The sequence below is a fragment of the Phycisphaerae bacterium genome, assembly GCA_018003015.1.
In the GTDB taxonomy this organism is placed as follows: domain Bacteria; phylum Planctomycetota; class Phycisphaerae; order UBA1845; family PWPN01; genus JAGNEZ01.
Window position 1 is genome coordinate 1 of the sequence record JAGNEZ010000075.1, and the last position, 26,808, is coordinate 26,808.

General features: G+C 63.8%; 23 protein-coding genes. 10 read left to right on the plus strand and 13 right to left on the minus strand.

The window, feature by feature from the left end; genetic code table 11:
* Together KA354_21680 and KA354_21685 are read right to left on the minus strand one after the other, a co-directional pair.
* Nucleotides 1-2,492 (minus strand): right-handed parallel beta-helix repeat-containing protein (locus KA354_21680; GenBank protein MBP7937263.1); only part of this gene is annotated, 2,492 nt, incomplete at its 3' end.
* 335 nt (nucleotides 2,493-2,827) lie between these two features.
* Nucleotides 2,828-3,865 carry a Gfo/Idh/MocA family oxidoreductase gene (locus KA354_21685; protein MBP7937264.1) on the minus strand — a complete coding sequence of 346 codons (1,038 nt, stop codon included), beginning with the start codon at nucleotides 3,863-3,865 and terminating at the stop codon, nucleotides 2,828-2,830.
* A 240-nt stretch (nucleotides 3,866-4,105) separates the two neighbouring features.
* Here KA354_21685 and metG point away from each other — a divergent pair, with 240 nt between their 5' ends.
* The 5 genes from metG (at nucleotide 4,106) to argJ (ending at nucleotide 8,057) form a co-directional block, all read left to right on the plus strand.
* Nucleotides 4,106-4,492: a methionine--tRNA ligase subunit beta gene (gene metG / locus KA354_21690; protein ID MBP7937265.1), complete on the plus strand. Its 387-nt coding sequence runs from the start codon at nucleotides 4,106-4,108 to the stop codon at nucleotides 4,490-4,492.
* A 219-nt stretch (nucleotides 4,493-4,711) separates the two neighbouring features.
* Complete coding sequence (gene rplM / locus KA354_21695) at nucleotides 4,712-5,161, plus strand: 50S ribosomal protein L13 (protein ID MBP7937266.1); 450 nt, start codon at nucleotides 4,712-4,714, stop codon at nucleotides 5,159-5,161.
* Between the two features lie 160 nt (nucleotides 5,162-5,321).
* Nucleotides 5,322-5,729, plus strand: a complete 408-nt coding sequence (gene rpsI / locus KA354_21700; protein MBP7937267.1) for a 30S ribosomal protein S9 — start codon at nucleotides 5,322-5,324, stop codon at nucleotides 5,727-5,729.
* Between the two features lie 110 nt (nucleotides 5,730-5,839).
* Complete coding sequence (locus KA354_21705) at nucleotides 5,840-6,868, plus strand: N-acetyl-gamma-glutamyl-phosphate reductase (GenBank protein ID MBP7937268.1); 1,029 nt, start codon at nucleotides 5,840-5,842, stop codon at nucleotides 6,866-6,868.
* On the plus strand, nucleotides 6,861-8,057 hold the full coding sequence (argJ, locus tag KA354_21710; GenBank protein MBP7937269.1) for a bifunctional glutamate N-acetyltransferase/amino-acid acetyltransferase ArgJ: 1,197 nt from the start codon (nucleotides 6,861-6,863) through the stop codon (nucleotides 8,055-8,057). The genes KA354_21705 and argJ overlap by 8 nt, the downstream gene beginning before the upstream one ends.
* Nucleotides 8,058-8,326: 269 nt before the next feature.
* On the opposite strand, the gene purN is transcribed toward argJ, so the two are convergent.
* The 6 genes from purN to KA354_21740 all read right to left on the minus strand — a co-directional run bounded on the left by purN (nucleotide 8,327) and on the right by KA354_21740 (nucleotide 17,019).
* The gene (gene purN / locus KA354_21715) at nucleotides 8,327-9,004 is read right to left on the minus strand and encodes a phosphoribosylglycinamide formyltransferase (GenBank protein ID MBP7937270.1); all 678 of its coding nucleotides are present in this window, start codon (nucleotides 9,002-9,004) and stop codon (nucleotides 8,327-8,329) included.
* Between the two features lie 38 nt (nucleotides 9,005-9,042).
* Complete coding sequence (locus KA354_21720) at nucleotides 9,043-12,351, minus strand: isoleucine--tRNA ligase (protein MBP7937271.1); 3,309 nt, start codon at nucleotides 12,349-12,351, stop codon at nucleotides 9,043-9,045.
* A gap of 215 nt (nucleotides 12,352-12,566) precedes the next feature.
* Nucleotides 12,567-14,036 carry an MATE family efflux transporter gene (locus tag KA354_21725; GenBank protein MBP7937272.1) on the minus strand — a complete coding sequence of 490 codons (1,470 nt, stop codon included), beginning with the start codon at nucleotides 14,034-14,036 and terminating at the stop codon, nucleotides 12,567-12,569.
* Nucleotides 14,037-14,072: 36 nt separating this feature from the next.
* The gene (locus KA354_21730; protein ID MBP7937273.1) at nucleotides 14,073-15,053 is read right to left on the minus strand and encodes a hypothetical protein; all 981 of its coding nucleotides are present in this window, start codon (nucleotides 15,051-15,053) and stop codon (nucleotides 14,073-14,075) included.
* Nucleotides 15,054-15,110: 57 nt separating this feature from the next.
* Nucleotides 15,111-16,145 (minus strand): trypsin-like peptidase domain-containing protein, encoded by a 1,035-nt coding sequence (locus KA354_21735; protein MBP7937274.1) that lies wholly within the window; start codon nucleotides 16,143-16,145, stop codon nucleotides 15,111-15,113.
* A 334-nt stretch (nucleotides 16,146-16,479) separates the two neighbouring features.
* Nucleotides 16,480-17,019, minus strand: a complete 540-nt coding sequence (locus KA354_21740; GenBank protein ID MBP7937275.1) for a tyrosine-protein phosphatase — start codon at nucleotides 17,017-17,019, stop codon at nucleotides 16,480-16,482.
* A 464-nt stretch (nucleotides 17,020-17,483) separates the two neighbouring features.
* Between KA354_21740 and KA354_21745 the strand changes: the two genes are divergently transcribed.
* On the plus strand, nucleotides 17,484-19,421 hold the full coding sequence (locus KA354_21745; GenBank protein ID MBP7937276.1) for a hypothetical protein: 1,938 nt from the start codon (nucleotides 17,484-17,486) through the stop codon (nucleotides 19,419-19,421).
* 185 nt (nucleotides 19,422-19,606) lie between these two features.
* Here the strand turns inward: KA354_21745 and KA354_21750 are convergent, their stop codons facing one another.
* The 3 genes from KA354_21750 to KA354_21760 form a co-directional block, all read right to left on the minus strand.
* Entirely contained in the window at nucleotides 19,607-20,125 is a 519-nt protein-coding gene (locus KA354_21750) for a hypothetical protein (GenBank protein ID MBP7937277.1), read from the minus strand.
* A gap of 3 nt (nucleotides 20,126-20,128) precedes the next feature.
* Nucleotides 20,129-21,499 carry a ribosome biogenesis GTPase Der gene (gene der, locus KA354_21755; GenBank protein ID MBP7937278.1) on the minus strand — a complete coding sequence of 457 codons (1,371 nt, stop codon included), beginning with the start codon at nucleotides 21,497-21,499 and terminating at the stop codon, nucleotides 20,129-20,131.
* Nucleotides 21,500-21,659: 160 nt separating this feature from the next.
* Nucleotides 21,660-22,844: a hypothetical protein gene (locus tag KA354_21760; GenBank protein ID MBP7937279.1), complete on the minus strand. Its 1,185-nt coding sequence runs from the start codon at nucleotides 22,842-22,844 to the stop codon at nucleotides 21,660-21,662.
* Between the two features lie 161 nt (nucleotides 22,845-23,005).
* On the opposite strand from KA354_21760, the gene KA354_21765 reads away from it, so the two are divergent.
* Genes KA354_21765 through hemB form a run of 3 tightly spaced genes read left to right on the plus strand, consistent with a single transcriptional unit; the run spans nucleotide 23,006 to nucleotide 24,991 of the window.
* Nucleotides 23,006-23,731 carry a redox-sensing transcriptional repressor Rex gene (locus KA354_21765; protein MBP7937280.1) on the plus strand — a complete coding sequence of 242 codons (726 nt, stop codon included), beginning with the start codon at nucleotides 23,006-23,008 and terminating at the stop codon, nucleotides 23,729-23,731.
* Entirely contained in the window at nucleotides 23,721-23,972 is a 252-nt protein-coding gene (locus KA354_21770) for a zinc ribbon domain-containing protein (protein ID MBP7937281.1), read from the plus strand. The genes KA354_21765 and KA354_21770 overlap by 11 nt, the downstream gene beginning before the upstream one ends.
* Nucleotides 23,973-23,998: 26 nt before the next feature.
* Nucleotides 23,999-24,991, plus strand: coding sequence for a porphobilinogen synthase (gene hemB, locus KA354_21775; GenBank protein ID MBP7937282.1), 993 nt, complete (start codon nucleotides 23,999-24,001; stop codon nucleotides 24,989-24,991).
* Between the two features lie 238 nt (nucleotides 24,992-25,229).
* Here hemB and KA354_21780 read toward each other — a convergent pair whose 3' ends face one another.
* Entirely contained in the window at nucleotides 25,230-25,463 is a 234-nt protein-coding gene (locus tag KA354_21780; protein ID MBP7937283.1) for a hypothetical protein, read from the minus strand.
* Nucleotides 25,464-25,871: 408 nt separating this feature from the next.
* Between KA354_21780 and KA354_21785 the strand changes: the two genes are divergently transcribed.
* Nucleotides 25,872-26,450, plus strand: coding sequence for a response regulator (locus KA354_21785; protein MBP7937284.1), 579 nt, complete (start codon nucleotides 25,872-25,874; stop codon nucleotides 26,448-26,450).
* A 150-nt stretch (nucleotides 26,451-26,600) separates the two neighbouring features.
* On the opposite strand, the gene KA354_21790 is transcribed toward KA354_21785, so the two are convergent.
* A partial coding sequence (locus KA354_21790) for a hypothetical protein (protein MBP7937285.1) occupies nucleotides 26,601-26,808 on the minus strand: 208 nt, incomplete at its 5' end.

Genomic DNA, 26,808 nt, shown 5'->3' on the forward strand with positions numbered 1-26,808 from the left:
ACCCACACGTCACCGCCGCCAGGGCCTGCGATGGCGTTGATGCCCGCCTGCACCGTCCGCTTGGCCAGTTCCCAGCTCGAACCGTCATGGTCATCGTTGCCCGAAGGGCTCACCCGAACGACCCTTGGCGTGAACGAAGGCGTCGTCCCGTCGAACTCGTCCGCCCCGATGTCCACGCGTACGCCCTGAACGCGCGGCTCGCCGTCCATGTCCACCCACCCGGGTCGTACCACAGCGTCATCACCCGCATCGATGCACGGGGAGTTCGACCCCAGATGAACTTCACCGTACTCGACCGCCAGTAGTTGTGGATCGACCGAGATGTTGCCGTCGGTGCCCGTGGGGTCCGCCAGGCCGGAGTAGTCGTAGGCTGCATTGCCGTAGACGCAGTTGTGCCGAAGGCTCAGCGTGCCTGAACCGGACGCATAGATCCCCGATGAATTGGACCCGATGATGGTGTTGGTGATCGTTGGGGAGGAAGAGTCGCAGTAAATTCCCCCCCCGCGCTTGCCGGCATTCCCTGTGATCGTGTTGTTCAAGATCGTCGGCGAGGAGGAGACGCAGTAGATCCCGCCGCCACCTCCGAGCAGTCCGCTAGCCTGCGCGTTGTTCCCCGAGATCGTGTTATTCGAGATCGTCGGCGAGCCGCCGGAGCAGCTGATTCCGCCGCCGTAGCTGGCACTGTTCCCGGCAATCGTGTTGTTCGAAATCCTCGGCGAAGAGGAGGAGCAGTGAATCCCGCCGCCGGAGGCGGCCTTACCGTTGCGGAGGGTGAAGCCATCGAGGACGCTCAGGACACTGCCGAATGTCACGCTCACCACACTGCCGCCGGCGTTGCCGTCCAGAATCGTCGCATGGGTGACCCAGTCGCGCTGGTCCGGGCTGGTCTCCGTTCCCGCAAAGCCTCCGTACACGTGGAAGAAGATGCCCAGGGTGATCCGTTCGCTGTACGTGCCGGCCGCTACCCACACGTCTCCACCGCCGGGACCTGCTGTCGCATCGATGCCCGCCTGCACCGTCTGCTTGGCCAGCTCCCAGCTCGAGCCGTCATTGCAGTCATTGCCGGAAGGACTCACCCGGACGATGATCTTCGCCGGGATCAAGGGCGGAGTTCCATTGAACTCGTCTGCCCCCATGTCAACGTGCGTGCCCTGGATGCGCGGCTCGCCGTCCATGTCCACCCAGTCGGGCTCGGCCACGGCGTCAGCGGCCGCATCAATGCACGGCGACCCCGCCCTCAAATGGACCTCGCCGTAGTCGGCGGCCAGCAGTTGGGGATCGGCCGAAATGTTGCCGTTGGCGCCCGTCGGGTCGGTCACGCCGGAGTAGTTGTAGCCCGCATTGCCGTAGACGCAGCTGTGCCGAAGGCTCGGTGCGCCCGAACCAGAAGCACATATGCCCGAGGAATTGAACCCTACGATCGTATTGGCGATCGTCGCAGCGGAAGAGTCGCAGTAGATTCCACCGCCGTCGGAGAACGCCGTGTTTCCCGTAACCGTGTTGTTCGAGATCGCTGGCGAGCCACCAGAGCAGTAGATTCCACCGCCGCAGGAATAGGTGGTCGTGGTTACGCTGTTTTCCCTGATCGCGTTGTTCGCGATTGTCGGCGAGGAAGAGGAGACGCAGTAGATCCCGCCGCCACCATTAGACGAGACGTTACGTGCGATCGTGTTGCCCAAGATCCTGGCAGACGATGAGAGGCTGCAGAAGATCCCACCACCCAATCCCAAAGCCGTATTGTCCGTGATGGCGTTGTAGGAGATCGTCGGCGAGGCCGAGGAGATGCAACAGATCGCTCCACCGCAGGAGGGAGCCCCGGTTAAGCTGTTTCTCGTGATCGTGTTGTTCGAGATGGTCGGAGAGCCGTTCGAGCAGCCGATTCCACCACCGCCGCCACTGAAGGTCTCGGGTTGGTATACACCGTTTCCCGTGAGCGTGTTATTCAAGATCGCCGGCGAGCCGCCGTCACAGTAAATCCCACCACCGCAGGCGCCTTTTCCGGCGACGTTGTTTTCCGTGATCGTGTTATTCGAAATCGTCGGCGAGGAAGAGGAGGCGCAGTAGATCCCGCCGCCGTAGGCGGCCTTGCCGTTGCGAATCGTGAATCCGTCGATGCGCGCGGTGGCCGTTGCCCCGGCTGGCGCCGTAACCACGCTGCCGGCCTGGTTGCCGTCCAGGATCGTCGGGTTCGCCTTCCAGTCACGCTGCCCCAGTCCGGTTTCGCCGCCGGCAAACCCACCGTAGAGCTCAACTGCGGCCTTGAGGGCGATGCGTTCGACGTACGTGCCCGCCGCAACCCAGACTTGATCGCCAGATAGGGTGGTATTCAGCCCGGCTTGAACCGTCAGCTTGGCCGTCGCCCAGGATAGGCCGTCGTTGACGTCGCCGCCCGTCTTGGCCACGTACACGACCTTCCCCTCCGCCGAAGCCGCAAGGCTGACAAGCCCGAGAAGCAGAAAGCCAACTCGCTTGTCTGTTCGGCAAAGCTTCATCTTCCTGGCCTCGATTCACTTGAACGGAACGATGGCCGGGGACCACGGTCCTCCTCTGGATGCAACGCCGAGGAAGAGATGACCACCCGAACGTTCCCACCTCACACTACCAGCTTCTCCCCTGCATCTCAAGCTCGGCAAGAGTAGGTCAAGCAGTTCAAGGAGATTGAAGTGGGGATGGATTCGCCGGCGTGCAGGGGTGACGCCGGACGTGGCCGGGAATGGCCCCGGTCGAACAACCGGAAATCGAAACGAGGCCAAAGAGGAACCCACCTCCGGATCCAACCCTGGTCGTGACAACATGGCCGGCACGGATGATCGCCGCAAGCCGCCTCTCACCTTGCCCGGGCAACTTCCACGGCCTTCCCCGTCCGCGATGATTTGTACGCCGCGAGGGCTACCGCCACCGCGGCCCCGCCGGCGTCGATGCCCATGCCCCGATCGGAGTTCATCCGCATGGCCTTGACCACCTCGGCGATCTCAATCCTCCAGCCGCCGTGAGTCGGGTCCTTGTCCACCACGCGAGTCTTCATCCTGGGGCGGGTCTTCATGTCCGGCGTGCAGCGCCCCGTGGTAACGGTCAACGCGGAACTGTAGTTGTGAACGATGCTGCCCTTGTCGCCCATGATCTCAATGCCACTGAAGCCTGAGGGGCAGGTCCAACCAACCTCGATGTAGCCCAGAGCCTTGCCGTTGGCATACTCGAGCAGCAGCACCGCATTGTCGTCCACGCGAATGTCCTTACGCAGCGTCCGAGCTAGCGCCTGGACCCGCTTGACCGGCCCGAGATGCCACAGGGCCTGGTCGATCGCATGGATGCCCATGTCCAGCAGGGCACCGCCGATCGCCAGCACCGGACTGTAGAACCAGTCGCTTCTGGCCCAGCCGGGATACGGGCCCCGATGGGCGAACCGGACCCGGATCATGTACGGCTCCCCGATCACTCCATCCCCGAGCAGCTTCTGGATCTTCTGGTTGCCGCGCATCAAGCGGTGTGAGAAGCCGACGATCAGCTTGCGGCCGCTCCTCTTGGCCGCCGCCTTGATGGCTGCGATCTCCTCCATCGACACCGCCGGCGGCTTCTCCAGCAGAACGTGGGCCCCATGCTCCAGGGCGGCGATGGCGTGCTCGGCATGGAACTTGTTCGGCGAGCAAACCGAGACGACGTCAAACTGCTCAGCACCCAGCATCGTGCGATAATCGCGATAGGTCTTGAGTCCGGCCCCGATCTTGCGGGCTTCGGCCAGCCTCTTCGGCTCGGGATCGCATGCCCCGACCAACTCGACGTCTGGGCATTTCTCGTAGCCCGGCAAGTGCATCGCCTGGGCAATCGACCCACACGCAATAACCCCCGCTTTCCACGTCTTGGCCATGCCTGATCTCCTGACAAACGACCCGCTCACGCCGGAATCCACGGAACGTCCGGCGTGTTCTTCAGTTGTATGTCGGCTGCAAAGCATACCCAAGGCCGCCCGCGGCGCGAAGCCGACTCCTCGACGCGCGCCTCGGACCAGGGTAAACTGGGAAACCTGCGTTTGGCTTCGTTTGGTCAAAACCACTCTGCGGCCTGGCCGTCGAGTGGCTGCAGCATCCGAACAACGGGAGATGGTGGCATGAGCGAACAACCCAGTGTTCCAACCGGCACCCCGGCCAGTGTTGCCGAGGGCGTGGCTGCAATCCAATACGACGACTTCGTCAAGGTGGATATGCGCGTGGCCAAGGTCCTGGAAGCCTTCGACCACCCCAAGGCCGACAAACTCATCGTCCTTAAAGTGGATGTTGGGACGGAACAGCGTCAAATCTGCGCCGGCCTGCGCGGGCACTACGAGGCGGCCTCCCTCGTCGGCCGCAACATCATCGTCGTGGTCAACCTGGCCCCCCGCATGATGCGCGGCCTGGAAAGCAAAGGCATGCTCCTGGCGGCCAGCAATCCCGAGCACACCCGCGTCATCCTGTTGACCCCGGATGCCGATGTCGCTCCCGGTTCCAAGGTGAGCTGAGGCTGAGGAGCAATCGCCTGGTTCCCCATAAGTCATTTCTTGGCAATGAGTTATGGGGGCAGGGGAAGACGGCCGAGGGGCGACACGGCCGGCGAGAAGTGACTCGGCGGGCTCTCTTGACCCGGCACGTAAAAGCGGTAAGATAAGGGGCTCATTGGATTTAGGGGCTAGCGAGTCCCCGGAAGCGAAAACCTCGATTGACGGAAGTCGGTGACAGTCATGCTCAGTGCGGCGACGAAATCATACCTGGCCAAGCCAAGTCAGGTTGGCGGGCAGTGGCATCTGGTGGACGCGGATGGCAAGGTCCTCGGCCGCATGGCCAGCCAACTGGCCACCATCCTGATGGGCAAGCACCGGCCGGAGTACACCCCCCACGTGCTTACCGGCGATTTCGTCATCGTGATCAACGCAGCAAAGGTGAAACTGACCGGTCGGAAAATGGAGCAGAAGATCTACCAGCGGTACTCCTTCTATCCCAGCGGCCGCAAGGTCGAGCCAATCGCCGAGGTCATCGAGAGAGACCCCGAACGAGTGATCAAGGAAGCGGTCAAGCGCATGCTGCCGCGCAACAAGCTGGGCCGCGAGATGCTGAGCCGGTTGAAGGTCTACGGCGGGCCCGACCATCCCCATCAGGCCCAGCAACCCAAGCCGCTGAAAGTCAAAGGCTGAGCGCCGAGAAGCTCCTACCGGTTGCGGGTAATCCCGGGCCGGTTCAGTGAACCGATAGAGACGGACGCGAGACCGTCGAAGGCAGGCGACGACGAGGGAAGTGAACGTGGCAGAAAACGAGACAAAAGCAGTGGAAACAACCGAACCAGCATCGGCGACGATCCCCGCCCCCGACGCCAAGAAGCACTACTTCTGGGGAACCGGCCGTCGCAAAACGTCGATCGCCCGCGTCCGCATCAAGCCCGGCACCGGCAAGTTCGAGATCAACAAGCGTCCCATCGATAAGTACTTCGCGGAAGAGCGCGATCGCAGCGATATCGTCGCCCCCCTGAAGGCCACCGAAACACTCAGCAAAGTCGATGTGTTCGTCAACGTCAAGGGCGGCGGCCCGAGCGGCCAGGCCGGGGCCATTGTCCTGGGCGTGGCACGTGCCCTCAAGAAGGCGAACGCCGAATACGATGACGTGCTCCGGGACGGCGGCTACCTCACCCGGGACAGCCGAATGGTTGAACGTAAGAAATACGGCCGAGCCGGCGCTCGCCGCAGCTTCCAGTTCTCGAAACGCTGATCGTTCACCGACGGACTCCCGTATCACTCACACGACCCCGGCGGTAAACTGTCGGGGTCGTTCTCTTCGTACCTTGCAGAGTTGAACCCCACAAGCCTCGAGGCGCAGTCATGGCAGAGAACAGCAAAGTACGCGTGGCCATCGTGGGCGCTACCGCATACACCTCCCGGGAAACGATCCGCTGGCTGTTGGTCCATCCCGGAGTCGATATCGTCGCCCTCTGCTCGCGCCGCGATCCGCAGCCGCGCATCGACGAGGTCTTCCCGGAACTGGCCGGCCGTCTCGAATTGCGCTGCGAACCGATCGACGCCTCCGCCCTCAAGGGTCGGGTCGACGTCGTCATGATGTGCCTGCCCAACGGCTTGACCATGGACCTCGCCCCCAGGCTGCTCGACGCCGGCATTCGGGTGATCGATTTCTCCGCCGACTACCGCCTCAAGGAGCCGGCCGAGTACCAGCAGTGGTACGGCAAAGAGCACACCGATCTGGGCAACCTCGCCCGGGCGGTCTACGGATTGCCCGAGGTCTATCGCGAAAAGATCCGCACCGCCGCCCTGATCGCCAATCCCGGCTGCTATCCCACGTCGGCCGCCCTGGGCATCATTCCCCTGCTTCGCGCGGGGCTGATCGAGGCCAAGGACATTATCGTGGACGCGGCCAGCGGCATCAGCGGCGCGGGTCGCGACCCGAAACCCGAGCACCACTTCCCCGAACGCCACGAGACTTTCGAGGCCTACAAGATCGGCGAGCATCGCCACATGGTCGAGATCGAACGGACCCTCGATCCCTACGTGCGGGCCAGCAAGTCGTCGGTAATCTTCACCCCACACCTGATCCCGATGGAACGAGGGATCCTCTCGACTATCTACCTGCACCCGCGTCAGCCGGTCTCGACCGAGCACGTCATGCAGGTACTTGCCGAGACCTATCAGAACGAGCCGTTCGTGCGGCTTCGCAAAAGCCCACCCCGGACGGGCGACGTGGCTCGGACCAACTTCTGCGACTTGACTGCACGAGTGGTCAAGTCGCGGATCATCGTGCTTTCAGCCATCGACAACATGGTCAAGGGGGCCGCCGGGCAGGCGATTCAGAACATGAATATCATGTTCGGACGGAAGGAGACAGAGGGCCTTGTCTAATCACACCATTACAGCACCGAGAGGCTTCGAGGCCGGCGCGGCCATGGCCGGCATCAAGCACGCCAACCGGCTCGACGTCGGCGTCATCGCCAGCGAGGTTCCTTGCACGGCCGCCGCAGTGTTCACACGCAACCGGTTCTGCGGGGCGCCGGTCATCGTGGGTCGCGAGCACACCCGCGACGGGTGCCTGCACGCCGTCGTGGTCAATAGCGGCTGCTCGAACGTGGCTACCGGCAGGCGGGGCGTGGCCGACGCCCGGGCGATGTGCCGCAGGGTAGCCGAGGGAATCGGCGTGGACGAGACCGACGTGTTGCCGTCGAGCACCGGCGTGATCGGTCAGTTCCTCCCGATGGACAAGATCCTCAAGGGTATCGACAGGGCGGTGGAGGCCTTGTCTGGGTCGGCTCGGGCCGGGTTGTCATTCGCGCGGGCGATCATGACCACGGACCTGAAGGTCAAGCAGGCCACCGCTCGATTCAAGATCGGCAAAGAGATCGTGACCGTCGCCGGTTGCTGCAAGGGCAGCGGGATGATCGCCCCGAACATGGCCACGATGCTGGCCTATCTCACCACGGACGCCGGCGTGCCGGCCGCCAGGCTGCGTACATTCCTCAAGGCAGCGATCGAGCCGACGTTCAACCGCGTGACCGTCGATGAGTGCGAGTCGACCAGCGATACGGTGACGATCATGGCCAGCGGCCTGGCCCTGCCGCTGGATTCGAGGAAGGCGGAGATCTGCTTTGCCGTGGCTCTGGGTGAAGTCTGCGAGTCGCTCGCCTATCAGATCGCAGCCGACGGAGAAGGGGCCACACGCGTGCTGGAAGTGAGTGTGACCGGAGCGAAGACGCACGCCGATGCCCATGCCGCCGCGCGCACGATCGCGGTCAGTCCGCTGGTCAAGACCGCCGTCCACGGCGGAGACCCGAACTGGGGGCGGATCGTGCAGGCCTTGGGGCAGACCAGGGTCGCCTACCAGCCCGAGCGCGTGGTCATCCGGCTGGACAAGACGACACTCTTCAGAAAAGGGGCCCCGGCGCCGGGTCTGGACAAACGCAAGCTGAGCCGCATGATGCTGCAGAGGCACGTGAGCATTGCCGTTGACCTCGGCGCCGGCAAGGCCTGTGATCGGGTCCTGACCTGTGATCTGTCGCGGGACTACATCAAGATCAACGCGGACTACACGACCTGAGCCTGTCCAGGTGGATCGACCGGCCGCTGAGCAGCTGACCGCGGCGGAGCTGGCGAGAGAGCCGCATCGTGTTGAACGTTAACCGGTTCTTCCAGCGATGCCCGAGCGAGGCGACGTGCTGAGGTTCATCCGCTGCATACGGGGCGACGACTGCGCCGTGTAGGCCTTGATCGAGATTGAACGCGCATGCACTGATCGCCGACCGTAGACTGCCGATTGACGATCGCCCCGTTCCCCAATTCGGCTTTCGGCGCTGGGGTTCTCGGCTCTCACTCCGTTCCGGTCCGGTGGGGCGGAATGAGTCGTTCCCGGCCGGGACGGTGGAGATACACCTGGCCGTCCTGGACCACCAGGTGGCCCTTGGCGAAGAGGCGGATGGCGGCCGGATAGGCGATGCACTCCTGGGCGAAGACGCGTTCCGCCAGCGTGTCGGGCGTGTCGCCGGGGAGGACCGGCACCTTCCGCTGCATGATGATCGGGCCGGCATCGTATTCGTTGTTGGCGAGATGGACGGTGCAGCCGCTCTCGCTCTCACCGGCCGCCAGCACCGACTCGTGCACGTGGTGCCCGTAGAACCCCTTTCCGCCATGCTTGGGCAGCAGGGCGGGATGAATGTTCATGACCTTGCCCAGCCAGCGGTCGGGGATCTGCCAGAAGCACGTCCACCCCGCCTGGCAGACCAGGCCAACCCGATGCGCGTCCAGCGTCTCGGCGATCCTTCGGCTAAACTCGTCGAGGTCCGGGTAATCCTGGGTGCGGATAATGGCCAGCGGTAGCCCAGCCGCCCGCGCCCGCTCGACGCCCTTGACCTTGGACAGCGATGAGATCACCACCGCGATCTCGACGTCCAGCTCGCCGTGTCTGATGCGGTCGATCAGGTTCTGCAGCGATCGTCCCCCGCCGGAGATAAGGACCGCGATTCGAAGACGTTCGCTCTGGGATGTCATGATGGCACACCTGCCCTGCGGTCGCGTTCATGATGCAATCAGACCACCTCGATCGAAAACTGGACCTGAACGCCTTCCACTTCGCCGGCGTGCTTGCCGGCGGTGAGCTGCTCGTCGAGGGTGAGATCCTTGGCCAGCGTCTCGTTCCGGATGGAGGCGCCGAACTGTCGGACTGCAGCGGCCACTTCGCCGGTGGCGTTCATTCGGATGCAGATGCGGGCCTGGTAGTCGAGCTGCTCGTCCTTGCGGGCACTCTGAATGAGGTGAATGACATCGCGGGCCAGACCCTCGGCTTTCAGATCGGGGGTGATTTCGGTGCTGAGCACGACCGCCACCTGCAATCCCTGGGCCGCGGCCCAGCCCTCCTTGGCTTTGAGTGTGACCTGGACGTCCTCGGAGGTGAGCACGACTGTCTGTCCGGCGACAGTCAGCGTCGCCTTGCCCTGCTCATCGAGTTGTCGGCGCAGCACGGCCGCGTTGGCCTGCGCCAGGGCCTGCTGGATGGCCGGCCCGAGCTTACCGAACTTGGGGCCGATGGCTCTGAAGTTCGGTTTGACCTCATAGCTGACGTACCGGTCCGCGTCTGCCGCAAACTCGATGCGTTTCACGTTCAGTTCGTCGGCGATCAGCGGGAGGTGGCCGTCGAGCCACTGGCGGTGCTCCGGGGCGGCCAGGACGATTTCCACGACGCCCAGCGGCTGGCGGACCTTGAGCTTGGCGTCCATGCGGGCGGCGCGGCCGAGCGATGCGATCTCGCGAACGATGGCCATCTCTTGAAGCAGGGATCCGTCGACGGCCTTCTCGTCTGGCACCGGATAATCGCACAGATGGACGCTTTCCTTGGCGTCGGGCAGCTGCGATCGGACCAGGTTCTGATACAGCGACTCGGCGAAGAAGGGCGTGAACGGGGCAATGGCCTTGCACAGCGTCGCCAGCGTGGACCAGAGCGTCGAGTAGGCGGCGTTCTTGTCCGCGTCCATGCCCGACCGCCAGAAGCGCTCGCGCGAGCGGCGGACGTACCAGTTGCTGAGCGCGTCGACGAAGTCGACCAGCCGCCGGCAGGCGGGGTAGTTCTCGTAGCGATCCATGGCTGCGCGCACGTCGGCGATGGTCTGCTGCAGTTCGGCCCGCACCCAGCGATCCAGCTCGCTGAACTCGCGGGGCTTCTCCTCACCGGTGGCCGGTGTCCACCGGTCGATGTTGGCGTAGATCACGAAGAAGCTGTAAACGTTGTACAGCTTGATGAGGAACTCGCGCTGATCGGTCGCGATGGCGTCTTCCTTGAACCGTGCCCCGGTCCAGGGAGCCTGGCTACTGAGCATCGACCAGCGCATGGCGTCGGCCCCTTCGCGGTCGAAGATGTAGGTCGGCTCCTTGTAGTTGCGTTTGCTCTTGGACAGCTTCTTGCCGTCTTCGCCGCCGACCAGGCCGAGCACGATGCAGTTGCGGTAGGGGTGGGGGTAGTCTTTTCCGAACGTGTGGCAAGCGTTGGCCTCGGCGGATGAAACGCACCCTGCCGGCGAGGTTCCGGTGCCGCACGGGTCTTGTTCGTGGCTGAACAGCATGGTGCTGATCGCCAGCAAAGTGTAGAACCACCCGCGGGTCTGGTCGATCGCCTCGCTGATGAAGTCGGCCGGAAATCGCTGCTTGAACAGTTCCGCGCTGCCGAGTTTGTGCGGATAGCCCCACTGGGCGAACGGCATGCAGCCGCTGTCGAACCAGCAGTCGATGACCTCGGGTACACGACGCATGCGGGCGCCGGGCGCAAAGGGTGAGTCGTAGGTTACCGCATCGATGTAGGGCTTGTGGACCTTGAGATCGTCGACCAAGCCGGGCTTGGCCTTTTTGGCCTGCTCCCAGATCTCCGTGCCCTGGACCCCGGGCTTGGCCAGCAGCTCGGCGTAGGAGTCAATGGCCTCCTGCTTGCCGGTCTGCTCGCACTGCCAGATGGGCAGGGGAGTTCCCCAGAATCGCTCGCGTGACAGGGCCCAGTCCACATTGTCGACCAGGAAGTTGCCGAACCGCCCGTCGCGGATGTGCTCGGGCAGCCAGTTGATCTGGCCATTGTTGGCCAGGAAACGGTCGCGGAACTCGGTGGTGCGGATGAACCAACTCTTGCGGGCGTACTGAATGAGCGGGTCTTCCTCCGCCCGCCAGCAGAAGGGGTAATCGTGACGGTAGTTCTCGCGTTTGAGCAGGACGCCCTTGTCCCTGAGCCACTTGATGATGTCCGGATCAGCCTCTTTGCAGAAGCGGCCGGCAAATTCCCTGGCCTCGGGCACGAAGGTGCCGTCGGGGGCGATGAGCTGGAGCATGCCCAGGCCGTGTTCCTGGGCGGCCCGGTAGTCATCCTCGCCGAACGCGGGGGCCACGTGAACGATTCCCGTGCCGGTGTCGAGCGTAACGAAGTCGGCGGAGATGACCTCCCAGCCCCTGCCGCCCTGCGGAGTGGCATAGTCGAAGATCGGTTCGTACTTCATGCCGACCAGTTCCGCTCCTTTCATCTCGCGAACGGTGCGGATGTCCTGGTCGAGCTTGACCGGCAGTCCCTTGAAGACCGCGGGGATCAACTGCTTGGCGAGAATGAACTGCTCGTCCTCCACCGCGATCCGAACGTAGTCGACCTCCGGGTGGACGGCCAGGGCGACGTTGCTGGGTAGCGTCCAGGGCGTCGTGGTCCAGGCCAGGAAGCTGGTTTTGGGCTCACCCTTGACGCGGAACCGCACGGTGATGGAGGGATCATCCACTTCCCGGTAGCCCTGTCCGACCTCGCCCGACGACAGCGCCGTCCCGCCCTGCGGCCACCACCAGACAACCTTGTGTCCCTGGTAGAGCAGTCCGCGCCGGAACAGCGTGGCCAGTGCCCACCAGACACTCTCCACGTAGGACTGATGGTAGGTGACGTAGGCCTCGGGCAGGTTGATCCAGAAGCCCAGCCGTCGGGTCAGTTCCTCCCACTCCTTCATGTAGCGGAAGACGCTCTGCTGGCACAGCTGGATGAACTTCTCGATCCCATAGGCCTCGATCTCCTCCTTGGTGTGGATCTTGAGGCCCTTGCAGACCTCGGCCTCGACCGGCAGGCCGTGTGTGTCCCAGCCGCCCTTGCGGTGGCAGTAGTGGCCGCTCATCGTCTTGTAGCGGGGAAAGACGTCCTTGATGATCCGGGTGAGGCAGTGCCCGGGGTGAGGCAGGCCGTTGGCGGTCGGCGGGCCTTCGTAGAACACGAACGCCGGACCACCCTCGCGCTGCCGGAGCGACTTCTCGTAGATGCCGTTTTGTTCCCAGAACGCGAGGATCTGTTGCTCGGCGACCGGGAAATCGAATTGTGCGGGTACTTCCTTGAACATGGTGCTCTTCAAGCCCAAAGCCGGCTCGCCGCGGCAGACGCGTCGCAGCCGGTAACGCCGAAAACCGAGGCCGGGGGATGCCATCGGCCGTCGGCGATCGGCCGCCATCCCTGCCCAGACACGGGCAAGCGGACAAGTCGGGCCTGCCGACCTGCCGCGCGACACAAACCGACCATTCTAGAGCGATTTGCCGGAACTTCCAGTCTGGGTTGAGGTTAGGCTGGCGAGGTGTCATCCCGAGGAGGCGACGGCAGGTTGTCGAGGGCCCCGATCGACCCTGCCGGAAAGGCCTCGCGGTGCCGGCCGATGACGTCCATGTGTTCCCAAGCGCCAAGACGCCAGCGAACCGCCATGATCACCCCCACGATGCTGATGTCCAGGGTCGCCAGTGCCCAGGGACCGTACGGCCCCCATGCCGGCTTGAGATAGGCGATCAGGAGGGATCCGCCGATCATGAATACCCAGACTTGGACGCTGCCCACGACTGCTGGCCAGAGCGTATCGCCGGCACCGCGCAGGGCGTTGCTGTAGGTCACCGCGACGGCGTCTAGGAGTTGCCACAAGCCGACGAAGATCATCAGCCGGCTCCCCAGATCAACCACCGCCGCGTCCGTGCTCAGCAGGGCCACCAGCGGACGGCCGCAGCAGGTGAAGATCAGAGCCAGCGTACCCATGTAGAGCATGTTCACGATCGCGCCAGCGAAGGCTTGGCGGCGCGCGGAATCGGGCTGGCCGGCCCCGATCGACCGCCCGACCAGTGTCGCAACCGCATGCCCGATGCCCACGGCAGGCATGAAGGACAGCTCGGTGTACCGCCAGCAGATGGCCGTGGCGGCGAGGGCGCTGGTTCCAAACTGGCCAATGATGACGGTCAGGAAGATCGCCCAGGAAGTGATGTCGAGCACGAAAGCACAGCCAGAGGGGAGTCCCACGCGAACGAGCCGTCGCATCTTATCCAGGTTGAGCGGCCATGTGCGCGTCGCTTGGAACGGGGCGGTCGGCCTGCTGAACAGCATGACGCCGAGAAGCCAGATGAGGCGAACCGCGTTGGCGATGACCGTGGCCCAGGCGGCTCCGGCCACGCCCAGTGCGGGAAGGCCCCACTTGCCGTAGACCAGGGCGATTGTCAGGACGCCGTTCAGGACGACTGTGCCGACAATGGAGTAGGCGTTGTGACGAGGCTGGTGGATGCCGTTGAAGAAGTGCCCGAGGGCGAAGCAGGCACCGGCTACGCCGAGTCCCAGCAGGCGGATCTGGGTGTAGACGGTCTCCATTTCCTGGACGGCCTGTTCGTGGCCGATCAGGGCATAGAGGCTTGGGATGACGGGCCACAGGGCGAAGCCGGCGCAGGTGGCGATGACGCTCAGCCACAGGGCCTGCCATGCGTATGCCGAGCAGTCGCGAAGCCGCCCGGCTCCGAGCGACTGACTCACCACGGTGGTCACGCAGACCATGACGCCCATGAGGAAACCGAAGAAACTGAAGTAGATCATGCCGCCGGACGAGACCGCGGCCTGGGCTTGCGAGCCGACGGTCGGACCGAGCTTCGACACGATCGCGAAATCGGTGAAGCTCATGATCGTCTCGGCCGCTGTGGCGGCGACATTGGGGGCGGCGAGCCGCAGCAGGGAAGGCAACTCGTCCCGCCACCGAGCCGTCGGCGTAGCCGGGGCCGGGGGGCTCACGGATGATCGGTTCGGATCACACACGGATGTCGGAGATCAGCGATTGTTGCGCAGCTGGTTGGGGCCGGTGTAGGTCCCGTCAAGCGGGTCAGCCTGGGGGGACACGCCGCCGTCCACCGGTTGGTCTTTGGGAGCTTCGTCGGTCTTGGGTGCGGCTTCGTTCGGCGGCGGGGCCTCACCATCTGCAGATCCGCCTCCCTGGCCCTGCAGCATGACGGCCATGAACGCTTTGGCGAACGCTTCCTGTGCATCCTTGGCCGTAGTCAGTTGGCCCTCTCGGATCTTGGCCGCCACATCCTGGGTCGCTTCGGCGAGCTTGGGAACGAAGTTGGCGAACTTGGCTATTTCCTCCTCGGCTTTGTCGGGTGGCGGGACGGACGGATCTTCGATCTTCCAGCTGCCATCGATCTGTTTGAGCCTCAGGGTGATGGCCTTGCCCGGCATACCTTCCTCCGGCTCGAGGTCCACGGTGGCTTCCTCGTCACTCGTCTTGTTGATGTTCCCTGCCTTATACTTCGCAGCCCCGATGGCCACGGGAGTCCCGGCACGGTTCGCGGGGAAAGCATCGTTCGGGAATTTCTCCGTCCAGGCAGCCTGCAGCTGTCGGAATGCGTCCATCAGTGGCGCAAGGGTCTCAGCCAATGGCCGGACGATCTTCTCCTGCTCTGGCACCAGGAGGTCGGGCATCTGAGCCATGTTCCCGGCAGCCGCGATCTCCACGTAAGCTCTGACGACGCCGTCGGGCGTCGATGCGTCGATGGTGATCGCCGGGGTGTCGGTCGTGCCGGCTCCGGGAGTTCCACCGGCCGGCTTGCGGCCCGAGGCTTCCTCGGCGCTGGCCGCGGCGGCAATCATGCCCTTGTCAACCTTGCGGCTTGGCGACTTGATCGGCACCAACCGTCTGCCGCCGGCGTCCACGCCTTCGTTGAACGCAGACGTGGCATCACCTTTCTGTTCGCAGCCCCAGGCCAGCAGGAGCCCACTCAGCAGGATGTACTCTAAAGCTCGTCGTGCCATGACGCATACCTCCCCGAAATCTAGGTGTACAAAGGATACGCCAGGCTTGGCTTGCGATCAACCGTGGCCTGACCGACGCGACGGTTTAAGCAGGGGCAAGGCCGCCAGGGCAAGGGCCAGAGGGCCGAGGCTGCCCGTTCCACAGGCAGGGACGAGCGAGCCCGAGCCGTCGGATCGATTGCCCATGGTGGCAGCGGTGCTACCGGTCCCGGCGTGGCGGGGATCGGTGGAACCGCCGTCATGCTTGGCGATCAGGTCCCCGATCCAGGCCTCGAACTGCTCGGTGATCCTGACCGCAACGTTCCATTCGACCGTGGTTCCGTTGGTGCTGGTGGTCGTGCGGCTACCTCGCATGACCCCGACAATGGTTCGAGTGTCGGTTTTCGCGTCGTAGCTCCAGAGCGGCGAGCCGCTCTGGCCCGCCGTGGTATCCAAAGTGTGGAGGATGAGGTTTCCGTCCGCCTCGCGGGCCGTCGCGGACTCCGAGTACATGCCGTACTCGACGGCCAGATCGCCCGGATAGCCAGCAGAGTCGAGCAGCCGGTTGTTGAAGAAGGCCGGGGGCTGGGCCGCATAGTCCATCTGGCCAGTCTGGCTGCCGATCGGTGAGGCCAGAACCAGAACGGCGATGTCATACTGGCCGTCGCCCTTCTGGATCCATGCATCCCAGGCAAACCGCTGAACGACGGAGATGCGGCCGAAGGGCTCGTTCGTGCCATTCTTGCCCGGGACGAACAGAATGCTGTCTGCCCATCGCTCGGTGGGGTCGCAGACGTTGTGTCCGCAGGTCAGGACTGTCTGGCGGCCGATCATCACGCCGGTACCGACCCATGTCCCTCGGTTGTCCCAGGTGCTGACGACCAGGCCGATCGCGGACCAGGGGGGCGAGGTGGTGGATGTCACCTGCTGACGGCTGTCTGTCCCGAAGACCTTGGAGAGTCGGCTGACGTCCGCGGGTTTGCGGTCGACGGACAGATCCAGGGAGGATTGCCCCAGGAGCGTTGAGGATCCGGTGGCGAGGAGCAGGACCGCCGTGATGCACCACGGCAGAGCCGCCTGGAACCTGCTTTGGAAGACGTTGCTGTGCCTCATCCCACCCCTCACGGCTGTTCAATGACCGATAACCGATCGTGGACCGTTGCCATGCGGTTCGCCATCGCCCCCCTCCGCCAGAAGAGCCCACCCGGGCGATGGCCGTGAACGTGTACCCGCGATTATACCTGGATGCGGTGGGACGCCCAAGGTTTTTCCCCATGTTGCTGTGACTGGGCGAGCCATCGGTTTACGTACTGTGGAGGGTCGGGCTCGCTCCGGTGGGACTCGAGCCATGCTTAGAAGATCGGCGCTGGAACAAGGGGCGCGAGATCCTGACTGAAGGGTTGTGGCTCAAGTCCCGTGGTAGGCAATACGAACAAGAGGTGGAGAATCAAGGCGCACAACTGATGGTGCCTGCGGTTTCGGTGTACTGGGCCAGCCAGTCCGGACCGGGCTCATAGATCTCCGCCAGTTTGTCCATGCAGGGGGTATCTTCGCGGGAGTGGAAGTAGCGTGGAGTGAGCTCGGCCAGGGCCTCTGTTTTTGGGTGACCCAGAATGGCCATGCGGTAGATCGCTGAAATGGCTCCGGTGCGGTCGGCGCCCATTTGGCAGTGGATGAGGATCGGGTACTGAGCAGTTTGGAGGGTTTCCACAATGGCTCCCAGGGTCTCGCCGGATGGCAGGGTACCGCCGTCCATGGTGTGGTTTCGCAGGGCGACGCCCATGGCATCGCAGACCGCTTTCTCGGACTCGTACCATGATTCGGCGGGGCTTGCACCCTTGAGGTTTACGACCGTCCTGATGTTGAACTGCAGGATGGCCAGCGTGAGCCCGATTGCGTTGGGCTGGCCGGAGCGATACGCCCGCCCGGGCTCAAGATCGTGGAAATTGAAGATCGGGGCGATAGGCAGGGGGGGAGGAGGGGGCACGCAGGCGCCCGAGAGGCAAGCCAGGGTGGCGAAGACCGAGACGGGTCCGCCCGCACGGCCGATAGGGGGGTGCGGGGAGCGCCTGTGGTGTGAAAGCCATCCCGCCATTGAAAGGGGATTCTACGTCGAGCTGTCGGTTTCGACCATCGCCCTTACGGCGACCGCCAACCCTGGGTTTCTCGGACGATCCGGCCAACAGGCCCGGACCGATGGCAGGCCGTCGCCCCAGTCATGTGCCGGCTCGGAGAAGGCGGAAACGGCTTTTTCGTGATTCGGGAGTGTTATTGTCGCGTTTCCGGGTAGGCGGCGAAAGCCGCTTTTCAGCGGATTTGGAAACTTCCAGTCGGCAGAGGTGTCTATTCTCTGTTACCCCGGTGCTTGACGGCACTTCGCGGGACGGGTATGCAGTACGGCGCGTTTTGCCGCCTTTGGGTCTGGTAGGGAAACCTCAAAGAAGGAATGGAATGATGCGTATGAAGAAAGCCAAATGGACAACGAGCGTGCTGTTTCTGGTCGCCTTCCTGACGATGCCGGCGGTGATCCGGGCTCAGGATCCCGCTGCCAAGGCGGACAAGCCGGCGGGTGTTCCCGCATCGCCCACGGCTCTTCTCAAGGCGATCCCGGAGGATGCCACCGCATTCCTGGCAATTCGCAGCCTTGATGAACTGGACAAAGACGTGATCGGGATCGCCCGCTCGCTGGGTTTCCCTCTGGGTGGTCCTGACGGCATGTTCCCGGGTCCGCTGGACTGGGCGAAGGAGAACGCCGGCCTGAAGGAAGGGGTGGACACGACGGGTGGTGCGGCCATCGTGCTGCTGAACTGCCGTGACGTCGAGAGTGTGGAGGCGATGTCCGAGAAGGCCGCCATCTTCCTGCCCGCGGGTGATCCGGCCGCGGTGATCGAGCACCTGGGCGGCGAGAAGGGTGACGGACCGGCCAAGGTGACCCTGATGGGGGAGTCTTTCCTTGCCGTGCCCGTCCAGAAGTTCGTAGTGCTCACCCAGCAGGAGGAGACGCTGAAGGCGATCGCTGCGGCCAAGGGCGAGGGGATCATCAAGACGATGGCTTCTGAGCGGGCCAAGGCGTTCGCCGAGCGAGACGTGTTCGGCTGGGTGAACTTCCGTGGTTTCTCCCCCAAGATCCGCGAGGAAGTCGGGTCGATGCTCAAAGGTGTGATGGGCATGGCCAATGAGGGCGACGAAGAGGCCACGGAGCAGAGCCTCAAGCAGATCAACAAGGCGATCGATTCCGCGACCGAGGCCTCCGTTGCCATCTCCGTCGACCAGCGAGGCCTGGACATCAGCGGTTATTTCCGAGCCGATCCGAGTTCGGAGATCGGCAAACAGATGGCTGCGGTCAAGGGTGCGGAAGGCAGCTTGCTGTTTGGCCTGCCCAACGAGCCCGCCATTCTGGCGATGGGGGTTGTCGGTGCCGATGCGCTAGAGCTTCGGCAGAAGGAGATTCAGGAGGCCCTTGATCAGGTGCTGGTCAAGGGCATGGTCGGCGAGGCCCTGAGCGAGGGGGAATTGCGCGCCTTGAAGGACGGCTTGGTGAAGGTCTTGGGTGGCTTCGAGTCCGCGAGCGTGAGTGTTTCCGGCCTGCCGGCCGCGGATAACCAGGGACTGATCGGCTTGGCTGCCATCCTGAAGACGGACAATGCCAGGCAATGGCAAGAGGACTCTCACAAGATCTTCGATCAGGCCAAGGATGCCGCTCTGAAGGTCGCCAAGGAAAACGAGGGCCTCGAGGACGACGAGGTCAAGGCGATCTCCGAGGGGATCCAGTGGAAGGCCAAGGCTGAGCAGATTGGCGGGGCGAGTGTCGACCAACTGGTTGTCGATCTAGCCAAGCTGCCGGACATCAAAGACGAGAAGGAGAGCCTCGACCAGATCAAGTCGATCGCCGGGCCGGACGGGATCCTGTTCCGGGTGGGTGCGGTCGGCGACAAATACGTGTTGGCCACTCTGGGTGGTGGTGCGAAGCGCTTCGAACAGATCGCCCAGCACATTGCCAAGGCCGAATCGCCTTTGAGTGCCAGCGAGAGCATCCAGAAGATTGCGAAGCGACTGCCGGGCGGCCCCAGGAACGCCGAGGTCTACTTCAACGTGGACCAGTTGTTGGCCCTGATCAGCGCGGTTTCGGTGAAGCTCAACCAGCCGTTGCCCTTCCCACTGGCGATGAAGAACGCCGCTCCAATCGCGATGACCTCGAACAAGGTCGATCCCACTGCTCAGGAAGTCCATGTGATCGTGCCGATGGAACTGGTTCTTTCGCTCAAGGAGATGGCCGCTCCACTCATGCCCATGCTGATGGGCGGAATGGGCTCCCAGGGAGGCATGGACATGGAAATGCAGGAAGACGAATCCGACGAGAAGCCTGCCAAGAAGGGCGAGCTGAAGTGAGGGTCCCGGCGAGTAGCTGACAGCCCGCTGCCTTGCGGTCTCCTGGCTGATGACGAACCGTGTCTGACGTTTGATGAGGACCTCTCTCCCGCGGCTTGCCGTGGGGGAGGGGTCCTTGTCGTTTTTCGGGTCCGACCCGTCCAGGCGGGCGAGGAATGACGTTGGGCCATGCCTCTCCGTCACGCTCACATCTTGGCGTGCAGGCCTTTGAGGAAGCCCTGGTAGACGGCCACAGGGACGCCGGCCATCTCCGGTGGGGGGATTTGGTCGGCGGCCAGCCGCTCAATGACCTTGAGGGTCTCGTCGCGATGGTCGGCTAGCAGGGTCAGGGCTTGTTCGGCGCGGGCGAGATCCGAATCACGCATAGCGGCCAGGTAGGCGAGTACAACTCCCTTCACGGTGGTTCGCCCGGTTCCGGGTGCTGGTCCGCCGGTGCGGGCAGGCGAGCGAGGTGCCGCATCGTCGGGTCCGGCGGTTTCATGGGCGAGCATGTGGTCGACTTGCCGGCGTTCGGCCAGTAGTCGAGCTTCGCGCTCCCGCTCACGCTCGTCTTCTGGGGCGAGCGGCAACTCCTCGATCTCCTCTTCGGGAGTCGGTATGTAGACGTCGCTCTGGCATTGCGGGCATTTGCCCTGCTTGCCAGCCGCCTCGCGCGGGGCAACCAGCCCGCGCCCGCACTTCTCACACTGCACGTGAATACTCATGGTCTACTTCCCGTCAGTATGCTCCGCCAGTTCACCCGTCGCCGCTCGATACTCTCCCCCGCTTCTCTGTCGCCCGCGGAAGATGAGCCGCATCGGCACCTCCGCAAAGGGCAGGGCTTCGCGCAATCGGTTGATGAGGAACCGCTCGAAGTTCCGTGACGCCCGAGCCGGGTCGTTGACGAAAAGGACTATCGTGGGCGGGCCCACGGAGATCTGTGTCGCGTAGAAGACCTTGATCTGGCCGCGACCGTGCTTGGCTCTGGGTGGCGTCTCGCTCAGGATGCCCTCGACAACACTGTTCAGTTCGCCGGTCCCGACCCGGGTGTGCGATTGCTTGAACAGGGTGGTCGCCAGGTCGATCACCGACTGTATGTTCTTGGCGTCCTTGGCGGTCGTGAATGCGACCGGCGCGTAGTCCAGCCAAGGCATGACCTTCAGCAGGTAATCGCCGTAGTCTTCGGTGGTGGCCTGGTCCTTGGCCAAGTCCCATTTGTTGATGACCAGGATGCACGGCTTGTGCTGGTCGGCGATGTACTCCGCAAGCTGCTTGTCGACGTGCCCGACTTTGCTCGTCGAGTCGATCAGGAACAGGACCACGTCGGCCCGGCGGATGGAAAGCTGAGCGCGGTGGAAGCCGTAATACTCGATGTCATCCGCGATCTTGCTGCGTTTGCGGAGGCCGGCCGTGTCGATGGCCAGGAATGGCCGGCCGTTGCGCTCGAAACGAACGTCCACAGCATCCCGGGTCGTGCCCGGTACTTCCGACACGATGACTCGTTCCTGGCCGGCCAAGGCATTGATGAACGTACTTTTGCCTGCGTTGCGCCGGCCGACAATGGCCAGCTTCATGACCGGCTCGGGCGGTACCTCACCCGTGTCCGGCAGGTGGCGGGTGATCCAGTCCTTGATCTCGTCTCCTCCGCGGTTGTGCAGGGCCGAGACCGGCAAAGGGGAGCCGAAGCCCAGGCGCGGGAAGTCGCCCAGTTCAGTGGGAACGTTGAACGCGTCCACCTTGTTGGCAACCAGGAGCACGGGACTTTTGCATCCGCGAAGCCACTGGGCCACGGCCTGGTCGAGCGGGACCACACCTTCCCTGCCGTCGACCACGAAGAGGATCAGCGTGGCCTGCTGCACGGCGTAGGTGATCTGTCGCTCGACGTGGTCGCTGAGGTCATCCCGATCGACGATGCCGTAGCCGCCCGTATCGACGATTTCGAAGTAGACGCCGTTGTGTTCGCAGACCGCCTGGATCCGGTCCCGGGTGACGCCCGCCGTTGGCTCGACGATGCTGATGCGGCGTCCGGCCAGCATGTTCAGCAGCGAACTCTTGCCGACGTTGGGACGACCGACAATCGTGACCAGGGGTAAGGACATGTGCAGATCCGGCAACCCGAACGTTGTGCAAGCGACCAAGGCCGTTCAGACGGCAACACGGCCGGTGGGATGTCGCCTGCCCAGCCGACCGCCGGCCATTATAGGCGAAAACGGATTGGTTAGCGATCAAGAGCGGGATTTGAACGATCTGGATGGCTGTCTACCTGGCGGGCCCGGACGCCGGCGCGGAGGTGGTTGCTGGACGTGGCGTCCGCTGGATGTCGAGGCCCACCGGCAGATTGAAGGGGTTCTGATTCAGTGCCCCGGGCTTCCCCGGTGTCCCGATGAGCGCTCCCAGAGCATCCGTCATCAACTTCCGACGTGCCTTGCCGCCGGTGGTCAAAGCGTCCCGAATGCTGGGTTTGGGCAGGGCGGTGTTGGGGTTGGAGGCAACAGCCTTGGCCAAGGATTCGACGGCCGGCTCGACAGCGATGATCAGCCTTTCAAGCGGTTCCTGCCATTCACCGTCGGACGGATCGCTGGCCAACGCGTCGACGGTGTCTGCCAGAAGCCGTGTGGCCCGCGACAAGGTGCCCGTTCGCACCGCCGGGTTGTTCATCTTCTCCACTCGTCGAGCCAGCCAGGCAATCAGTTCGCCGTCTGCCTCCGTTGGGCGCTTCAGTTCCTTTTCATAGGACGCGAGCCGGGTGTCCAGGATCCCGTTCAGGACGGGGATGACTGCATCGGCTCGGTTCGTGGTCTCGACCATGAGAACGCGGTAGATTCGGCTCAAGGTCACACTGCTGGTCTCCTTGACCGCGGCCTTCTGGAGTTCCGCCACCAGGGCGGCCCACTCCTGGTCGTTCAGTTGCTCCCTGATCCCGGCCATTCCCTCGGCCGCCACCAGCCTTGGGCCGGGTGTGGGATCGGCCAGGGCTGCCTTGAAGCCGGGCAGGCACGCTGTCTGCTTGAAGTCCCTGAGCATCATCAGCACCATGGCCGCGCCTAAGGGACGGGGGGGCTTGGCGCTATCCGCCGAAGGCTTGTAGTGCTTGGTGAAGGACTCCGCGACGATCTCGGCGAGGCCGGTGCGAAACTCCCTGCTGGCGTCTTTGGATTGGTAGTGCCCTGTCAACTTGGTGTAGAGGCTTGATCCGAGTGCCTGGACGGTCTTGGGATCCTCGCTGGTGAGCAGTTGCTGAACCTGGGTGTCCAGCCACTGCTGAGCGGCCCGCCGGTCCAGTGATTCCTTGCCTGCCAGCCCCTTCTTGAGCATCTCGGTCCAGTTGGGTTCCTTGGGCGCTTCCTGGGCGACTGCAGAGGCGCCCAACAGGAGCAGAAGAGCCAGGGAGGCGGGACATAGACAGGCTAGCCGCTCGTTGACCATCCACTTCATGATCATCATGCTCGCACCGGGACATTGTCGAAAGCATGGAAGCTAACCCAACCGCCCCCGGCATGTCAAGCAGGGGGATGAAAACAAGGGTCGGCTAGTCAAGAGCTTACGCGTCTTTTCAGCCAGGGTTTACTTGACGAAGGCCTTCGCAACTCAGTAGAGTGAAGCCTATGGCCTTCGACGAAGCCCGCGCGGAACCGCCAGATCGTGACCGTCGGCCGGGTCGCGTCGCTCATGTGCCCGGACCGTCGGTTCGCCGTCTGAGTCTTTACCTCCGCGAACTGGAAGGCCTCCTTCGCCAGCAGTGTCGCACGGTATCCAGCCTTCAGCTTGGCAAGATCTTGGGTCTGACCGATGCCCAGGTGCGGAAGGACTTGGCAAACTTCGGCCAGTTCGGGCACCCGGGTGTGGGTTATCGGGTCGAAGAGACGATCGGTCAGATACGGCGCATCTTGGGAACCGATCGGGTCTGGAACGTGCTCCTCGCTGGAGCAGGGAACCTCGGCAGGGCACTGCTCAGCTACCGCGGATTTGCCGGGAAGGGCTTCGAGATCGTGGCCGTGTTCGACAACGATCCTGAGAAGGTCGGCCAGAAGATCGGTCCGGGTTCTGAACTGGAGGTGCTCTCCGTGGAATCGCTGGCGGAGGTCGTCCGGCGGTTCCGGATTGAGATCGCTATCCTGTGTCTTCCGTGCGAGGTCGCGCAGCCGATGGCGGACAGGCTGGTTCAGGCGGGGATCAGGGGCATACTCAATTTCGCTCCGACCACGCTGGCGGTGCCCAGCCCCGTGGCTCTGGCTGGCGTTGACCTAGCCGTCCATCTCGAGCAGCTTGCCTTCCAGGTATCGGCTGGGCAGGCCATGACCAGGCCTCCGGAGACACCCCATGCCACCTGAGGAATACGACGATACCCGAGACCTCCCGCAGGATATCGATCTCGAGGGCGACGACGAGTCGATCAAGTGCCGCTACTGTGGCGAGGAGGTCTATGACGACGCTGACCGGTGTCCGGCTTGCGGGCAGTGGTTGGAGGAGGACTATCCCGGCGCGGAGCTGCGTTCGCGGCGGTGGTTCTGGCCGGTTGCCGTGGCCGTTCTGATTGCACTGATTCTTGTGGTGTGGGCTGGCCTGAGGTAGCTGCTCAGGCCTGGGGAGATCATCTCATGGCATTTCCCGTGACTCGGATGCGTCGGCTCAGATCCCATCCGACCCTGCGGCGGATGGTTCGGCAGACTCGGCTGTCGGTAGACCGGTTTATCTACCCGCTATTCGTGCGGCCGGGAAGTGAAATACGCATCCCGATCCCGTCGATGCCCGGTCAGTTCCAGCTATCCGTCGATGCGGTGGTGGAGGAATGCCGGGAGTTGGCGGGGTTGGGGATCCCGGCCGTGCTTCTGTTCGGCATCCCGTCGCACAAGGACGCCGTTGGATCGGAAGCCTATCGCGACGACGGCATCGTGCAGCGAGCGACCCGGGCCATCCGGGAGGCCTGTCCCGATCTGCTGGTCGTCACGGACGTATGCCTGTGCGAATACACCGACCACGGTCATTGCGGGGCGATCGTCGAGCGGGGCGGCGTCCGTGACGTCGACAACGACGCGACGCTGCCGCTGCTGGTCAGGGAGGCCGTCTCGCATGCCAAGGCGGGGGCTCACATCATCGCCCCGTCGGACATGATGGACGGCCGGGTGGGAGCGATTCGGGCCGGGCTCGACCAAGCTGGATTCTCTCACCTCCCGATCATGGCTTACGCTGCCAAGTATGCCAGCAGTTACTACGGCCCGTTCCGTGATGCGGCCGAGTCTCCGCCCCGGTTCGGTGACCGCAAGACCTACCAGATGGATATCGCCAACGGCGACGAGGCCCTGCGTGAGGTGGCTGCGGATGTCGAAGAGGGGGCGGACATCGTCATGGTCAAGCCGGCGATGAACTACCTGGACATCATCTGGCGGGTGAAGCAGGAGTTCGGCATGGTGACGGCCGCCTACCACGTGAGCGGCGAGTTTTCCGCGATCAAGGCGGCCGCAGCTAACGGATGGATCAGTGAGCAGGGGGCTGCCATCGAAACCACGCTGGCCATTGCCCGGGCAGGAGCGGATCTGATCATCACGTACTTCGCCAAGGACCTGGCCCGATGGTTGCGGGCGGGCGCCTGAGAGACGCGACTCGAGGGACGGCACTCCGGTCTCAAGGCGAGCACATGAAGACGAAGCCGGATTGGGGAATACGGGTCTCGTTTCTCGCGCACGTGTGGAGGGAACGGCAAGGCCAGACGGAATGAGACCGGGCCAGATCGCCCATCCCGCTGAGCGTGGTCCAACCGCCGGACGTGCCGACCCGGAACTGGCAGACCACGCCCACGGTACGGGCGTTGTTCAGGACGTCGATCAGTTCCTAGGTCAGCTGGAGGTTGCTCTGGCCAACCGTGGTGGTGGCCATGGCCAGTTGGCTGGTGCGGTTCGTTTCGTTGCCGCTATTGTTGATCGTGGAGCGTGCCTCGCCGCCGAACGCGTCACTGTGGCAACCACCGCTGCCTCCGCTGACCGGCGTGGCCGCCGCGATGGTGGCGTTGCCGGTGGGTGAACTGCTTTCCGCGGCCGCCAGGGCATGGGTTGCCGAACCATTCACTCCGTTCCATGCCGCGGGTCCAGGGGGTAGTCTGGCGAAAGCTGCTGTGCCCCAGGACTGACTGACTGGAGGCGCCTGGGGGACCGGCTGGGTCGGAGGCGCCATGCACGCCGAAGCCCGGATCATCACGGTCAGGGCGATCAGTGACACGGCAACAGTAAGATATCGGACGCAGACTTCATTGTGGTTTCCGGAAGGTCATTTGCCCCGCGGCAGGAACCTACTTTTGTCGGCCTCAGGCGGATGAACCAAGGCCCGCCCTGCGGTCATGTCCGGGCGGCCGACGCTCCGGTGGTCTTGCCGCGAAATCGAGCCCAACTCGCGGTTCGTAACGACCGAAATAGGGATAGGGTCTGTGACGTGTATGGGGGATATGCGGGTTGGTCTGATAGCGAAAGGAGCGGTGCGGTGACGAAGCCGAAAGCCGTCCTGACCACTGGGGAAGTCGCGAGGATCTGCAAGGTCGCGCCGCGAACGGTGTCCAAGTGGTTTGACACTGGGCAGTTGCGTGGTTATCGCATTCCCGGCAGCCGCGATCGGCGCATTCCGCTCCCGCAGCTTGTACGTTTCATGAAGGTTCACGGGATTCCGCTGGACGGCATCGAGACTGGCTTGATGCGGATCCTGATTGTTGATCAGGAAACTGATCTCGCCGGCCTCGTTCAACGCGGGCTCAACGACACGGGGCGCTACGAGGCTCGCGTGGCGGGATCGGCGTTTGAGGCCGGTGTCCTGGTTGAGCAGTCCCGCCCGCACCTCTTGCTGGTCGATGTTGACGTGCCGGGCATGGAGCCTGCGATGCTGTCGTTGTTTCTCTCCAGCCATCCCGAGCTGTCGGGCACGCAGCTCGTCGCCATGAGCGCGAGCCTGACCGAAGGTGACCAGCGCGTCTACCTGCAGCACAAGTTCGCCGCGACGATCGCCAAGCCGTTCGATCTTCGCCAGCTCACCGAGACCATCGACGAGGTCCTGAACCTCTTCTCGTGATTGCGCGCCTTTGCGGTTCCGCCGGTGGTTCCGTTGCGGCGCGGGGCAGACCTGGAACTCTGACCCCCGCGGCCGCCCGAGGGAGCGAGTCCTTGGCGGGCGGCCGCCTGCATTCCTCGATGAGGCGTCCGTTTGTGCCCGCCGATGATCCTAGCGGCAGTCCGCGCTCGGTTCCGTCACGATGGCGGGGCCGGTGAAGCAGTCCTGGAACAGGATGAAGTCGTTCTCGTCGATCAGCCCACCATGGTCGCGATCGAAACACTCGCAGCCCGGTCCGACCGAGCTGGCGGACCCGGTGTAGCATTGCTGGAACGATCCGAAGTCCCGCTGGTCGACGTCCCCGTCACCGTCCGCGTCC

Bases quoted from the DNA above. Each gene is read 5' to 3' on its own strand.
- KA354_21685 (MBP7937264.1), bottom strand. From the start codon at position 3,865: ATGGCCAAGACGTGGAAAGCGGGGGTTATTGCGTGTGGGTCGATTGCC.
- metG (MBP7937265.1), top strand. From the start codon at position 4,106: ATGAGCGAACAACCCAGTGTTCCAACCGGCACCCCGGCCAGTGTTGCC.
- rplM (MBP7937266.1), top strand. From the start codon at position 4,712: ATGCTCAGTGCGGCGACGAAATCATACCTGGCCAAGCCAAGTCAGGTT.
- KA354_21705 (MBP7937268.1), top strand. From the start codon at position 5,840: ATGGCAGAGAACAGCAAAGTACGCGTGGCCATCGTGGGCGCTACCGCA.
- purN (MBP7937270.1), bottom strand. From the start codon at position 9,004: ATGACATCCCAGAGCGAACGTCTTCGAATCGCGGTCCTTATCTCCGGC.
- KA354_21720 (MBP7937271.1), bottom strand. From the start codon at position 12,351: ATGTTCAAGGAAGTACCCGCACAATTCGATTTCCCGGTCGCCGAGCAA.
- KA354_21730 (MBP7937273.1), bottom strand. From the start codon at position 15,053: ATGGCACGACGAGCTTTAGAGTACATCCTGCTGAGTGGGCTCCTGCTG.
- KA354_21735 (MBP7937274.1), bottom strand. From the start codon at position 16,145: ATGAGGCACAGCAACGTCTTCCAAAGCAGGTTCCAGGCGGCTCTGCCG.
- KA354_21745 (MBP7937276.1), top strand. From the start codon at position 17,484: ATGATGCGTATGAAGAAAGCCAAATGGACAACGAGCGTGCTGTTTCTG.
- KA354_21750 (MBP7937277.1), bottom strand. From the start codon at position 20,125: ATGAGTATTCACGTGCAGTGTGAGAAGTGCGGGCGCGGGCTGGTTGCC.
- der (MBP7937278.1), bottom strand. From the start codon at position 21,499: ATGTCCTTACCCCTGGTCACGATTGTCGGTCGTCCCAACGTCGGCAAG.
- KA354_21760 (MBP7937279.1), bottom strand. From the start codon at position 22,844: ATGATGATCATGAAGTGGATGGTCAACGAGCGGCTAGCCTGTCTATGT.
- KA354_21765 (MBP7937280.1), top strand. From the start codon at position 23,006: ATGGCCTTCGACGAAGCCCGCGCGGAACCGCCAGATCGTGACCGTCGG.
- KA354_21770 (MBP7937281.1), top strand. From the start codon at position 23,721: ATGCCACCTGAGGAATACGACGATACCCGAGACCTCCCGCAGGATATC.
- hemB (MBP7937282.1), top strand. From the start codon at position 23,999: ATGGCATTTCCCGTGACTCGGATGCGTCGGCTCAGATCCCATCCGACC.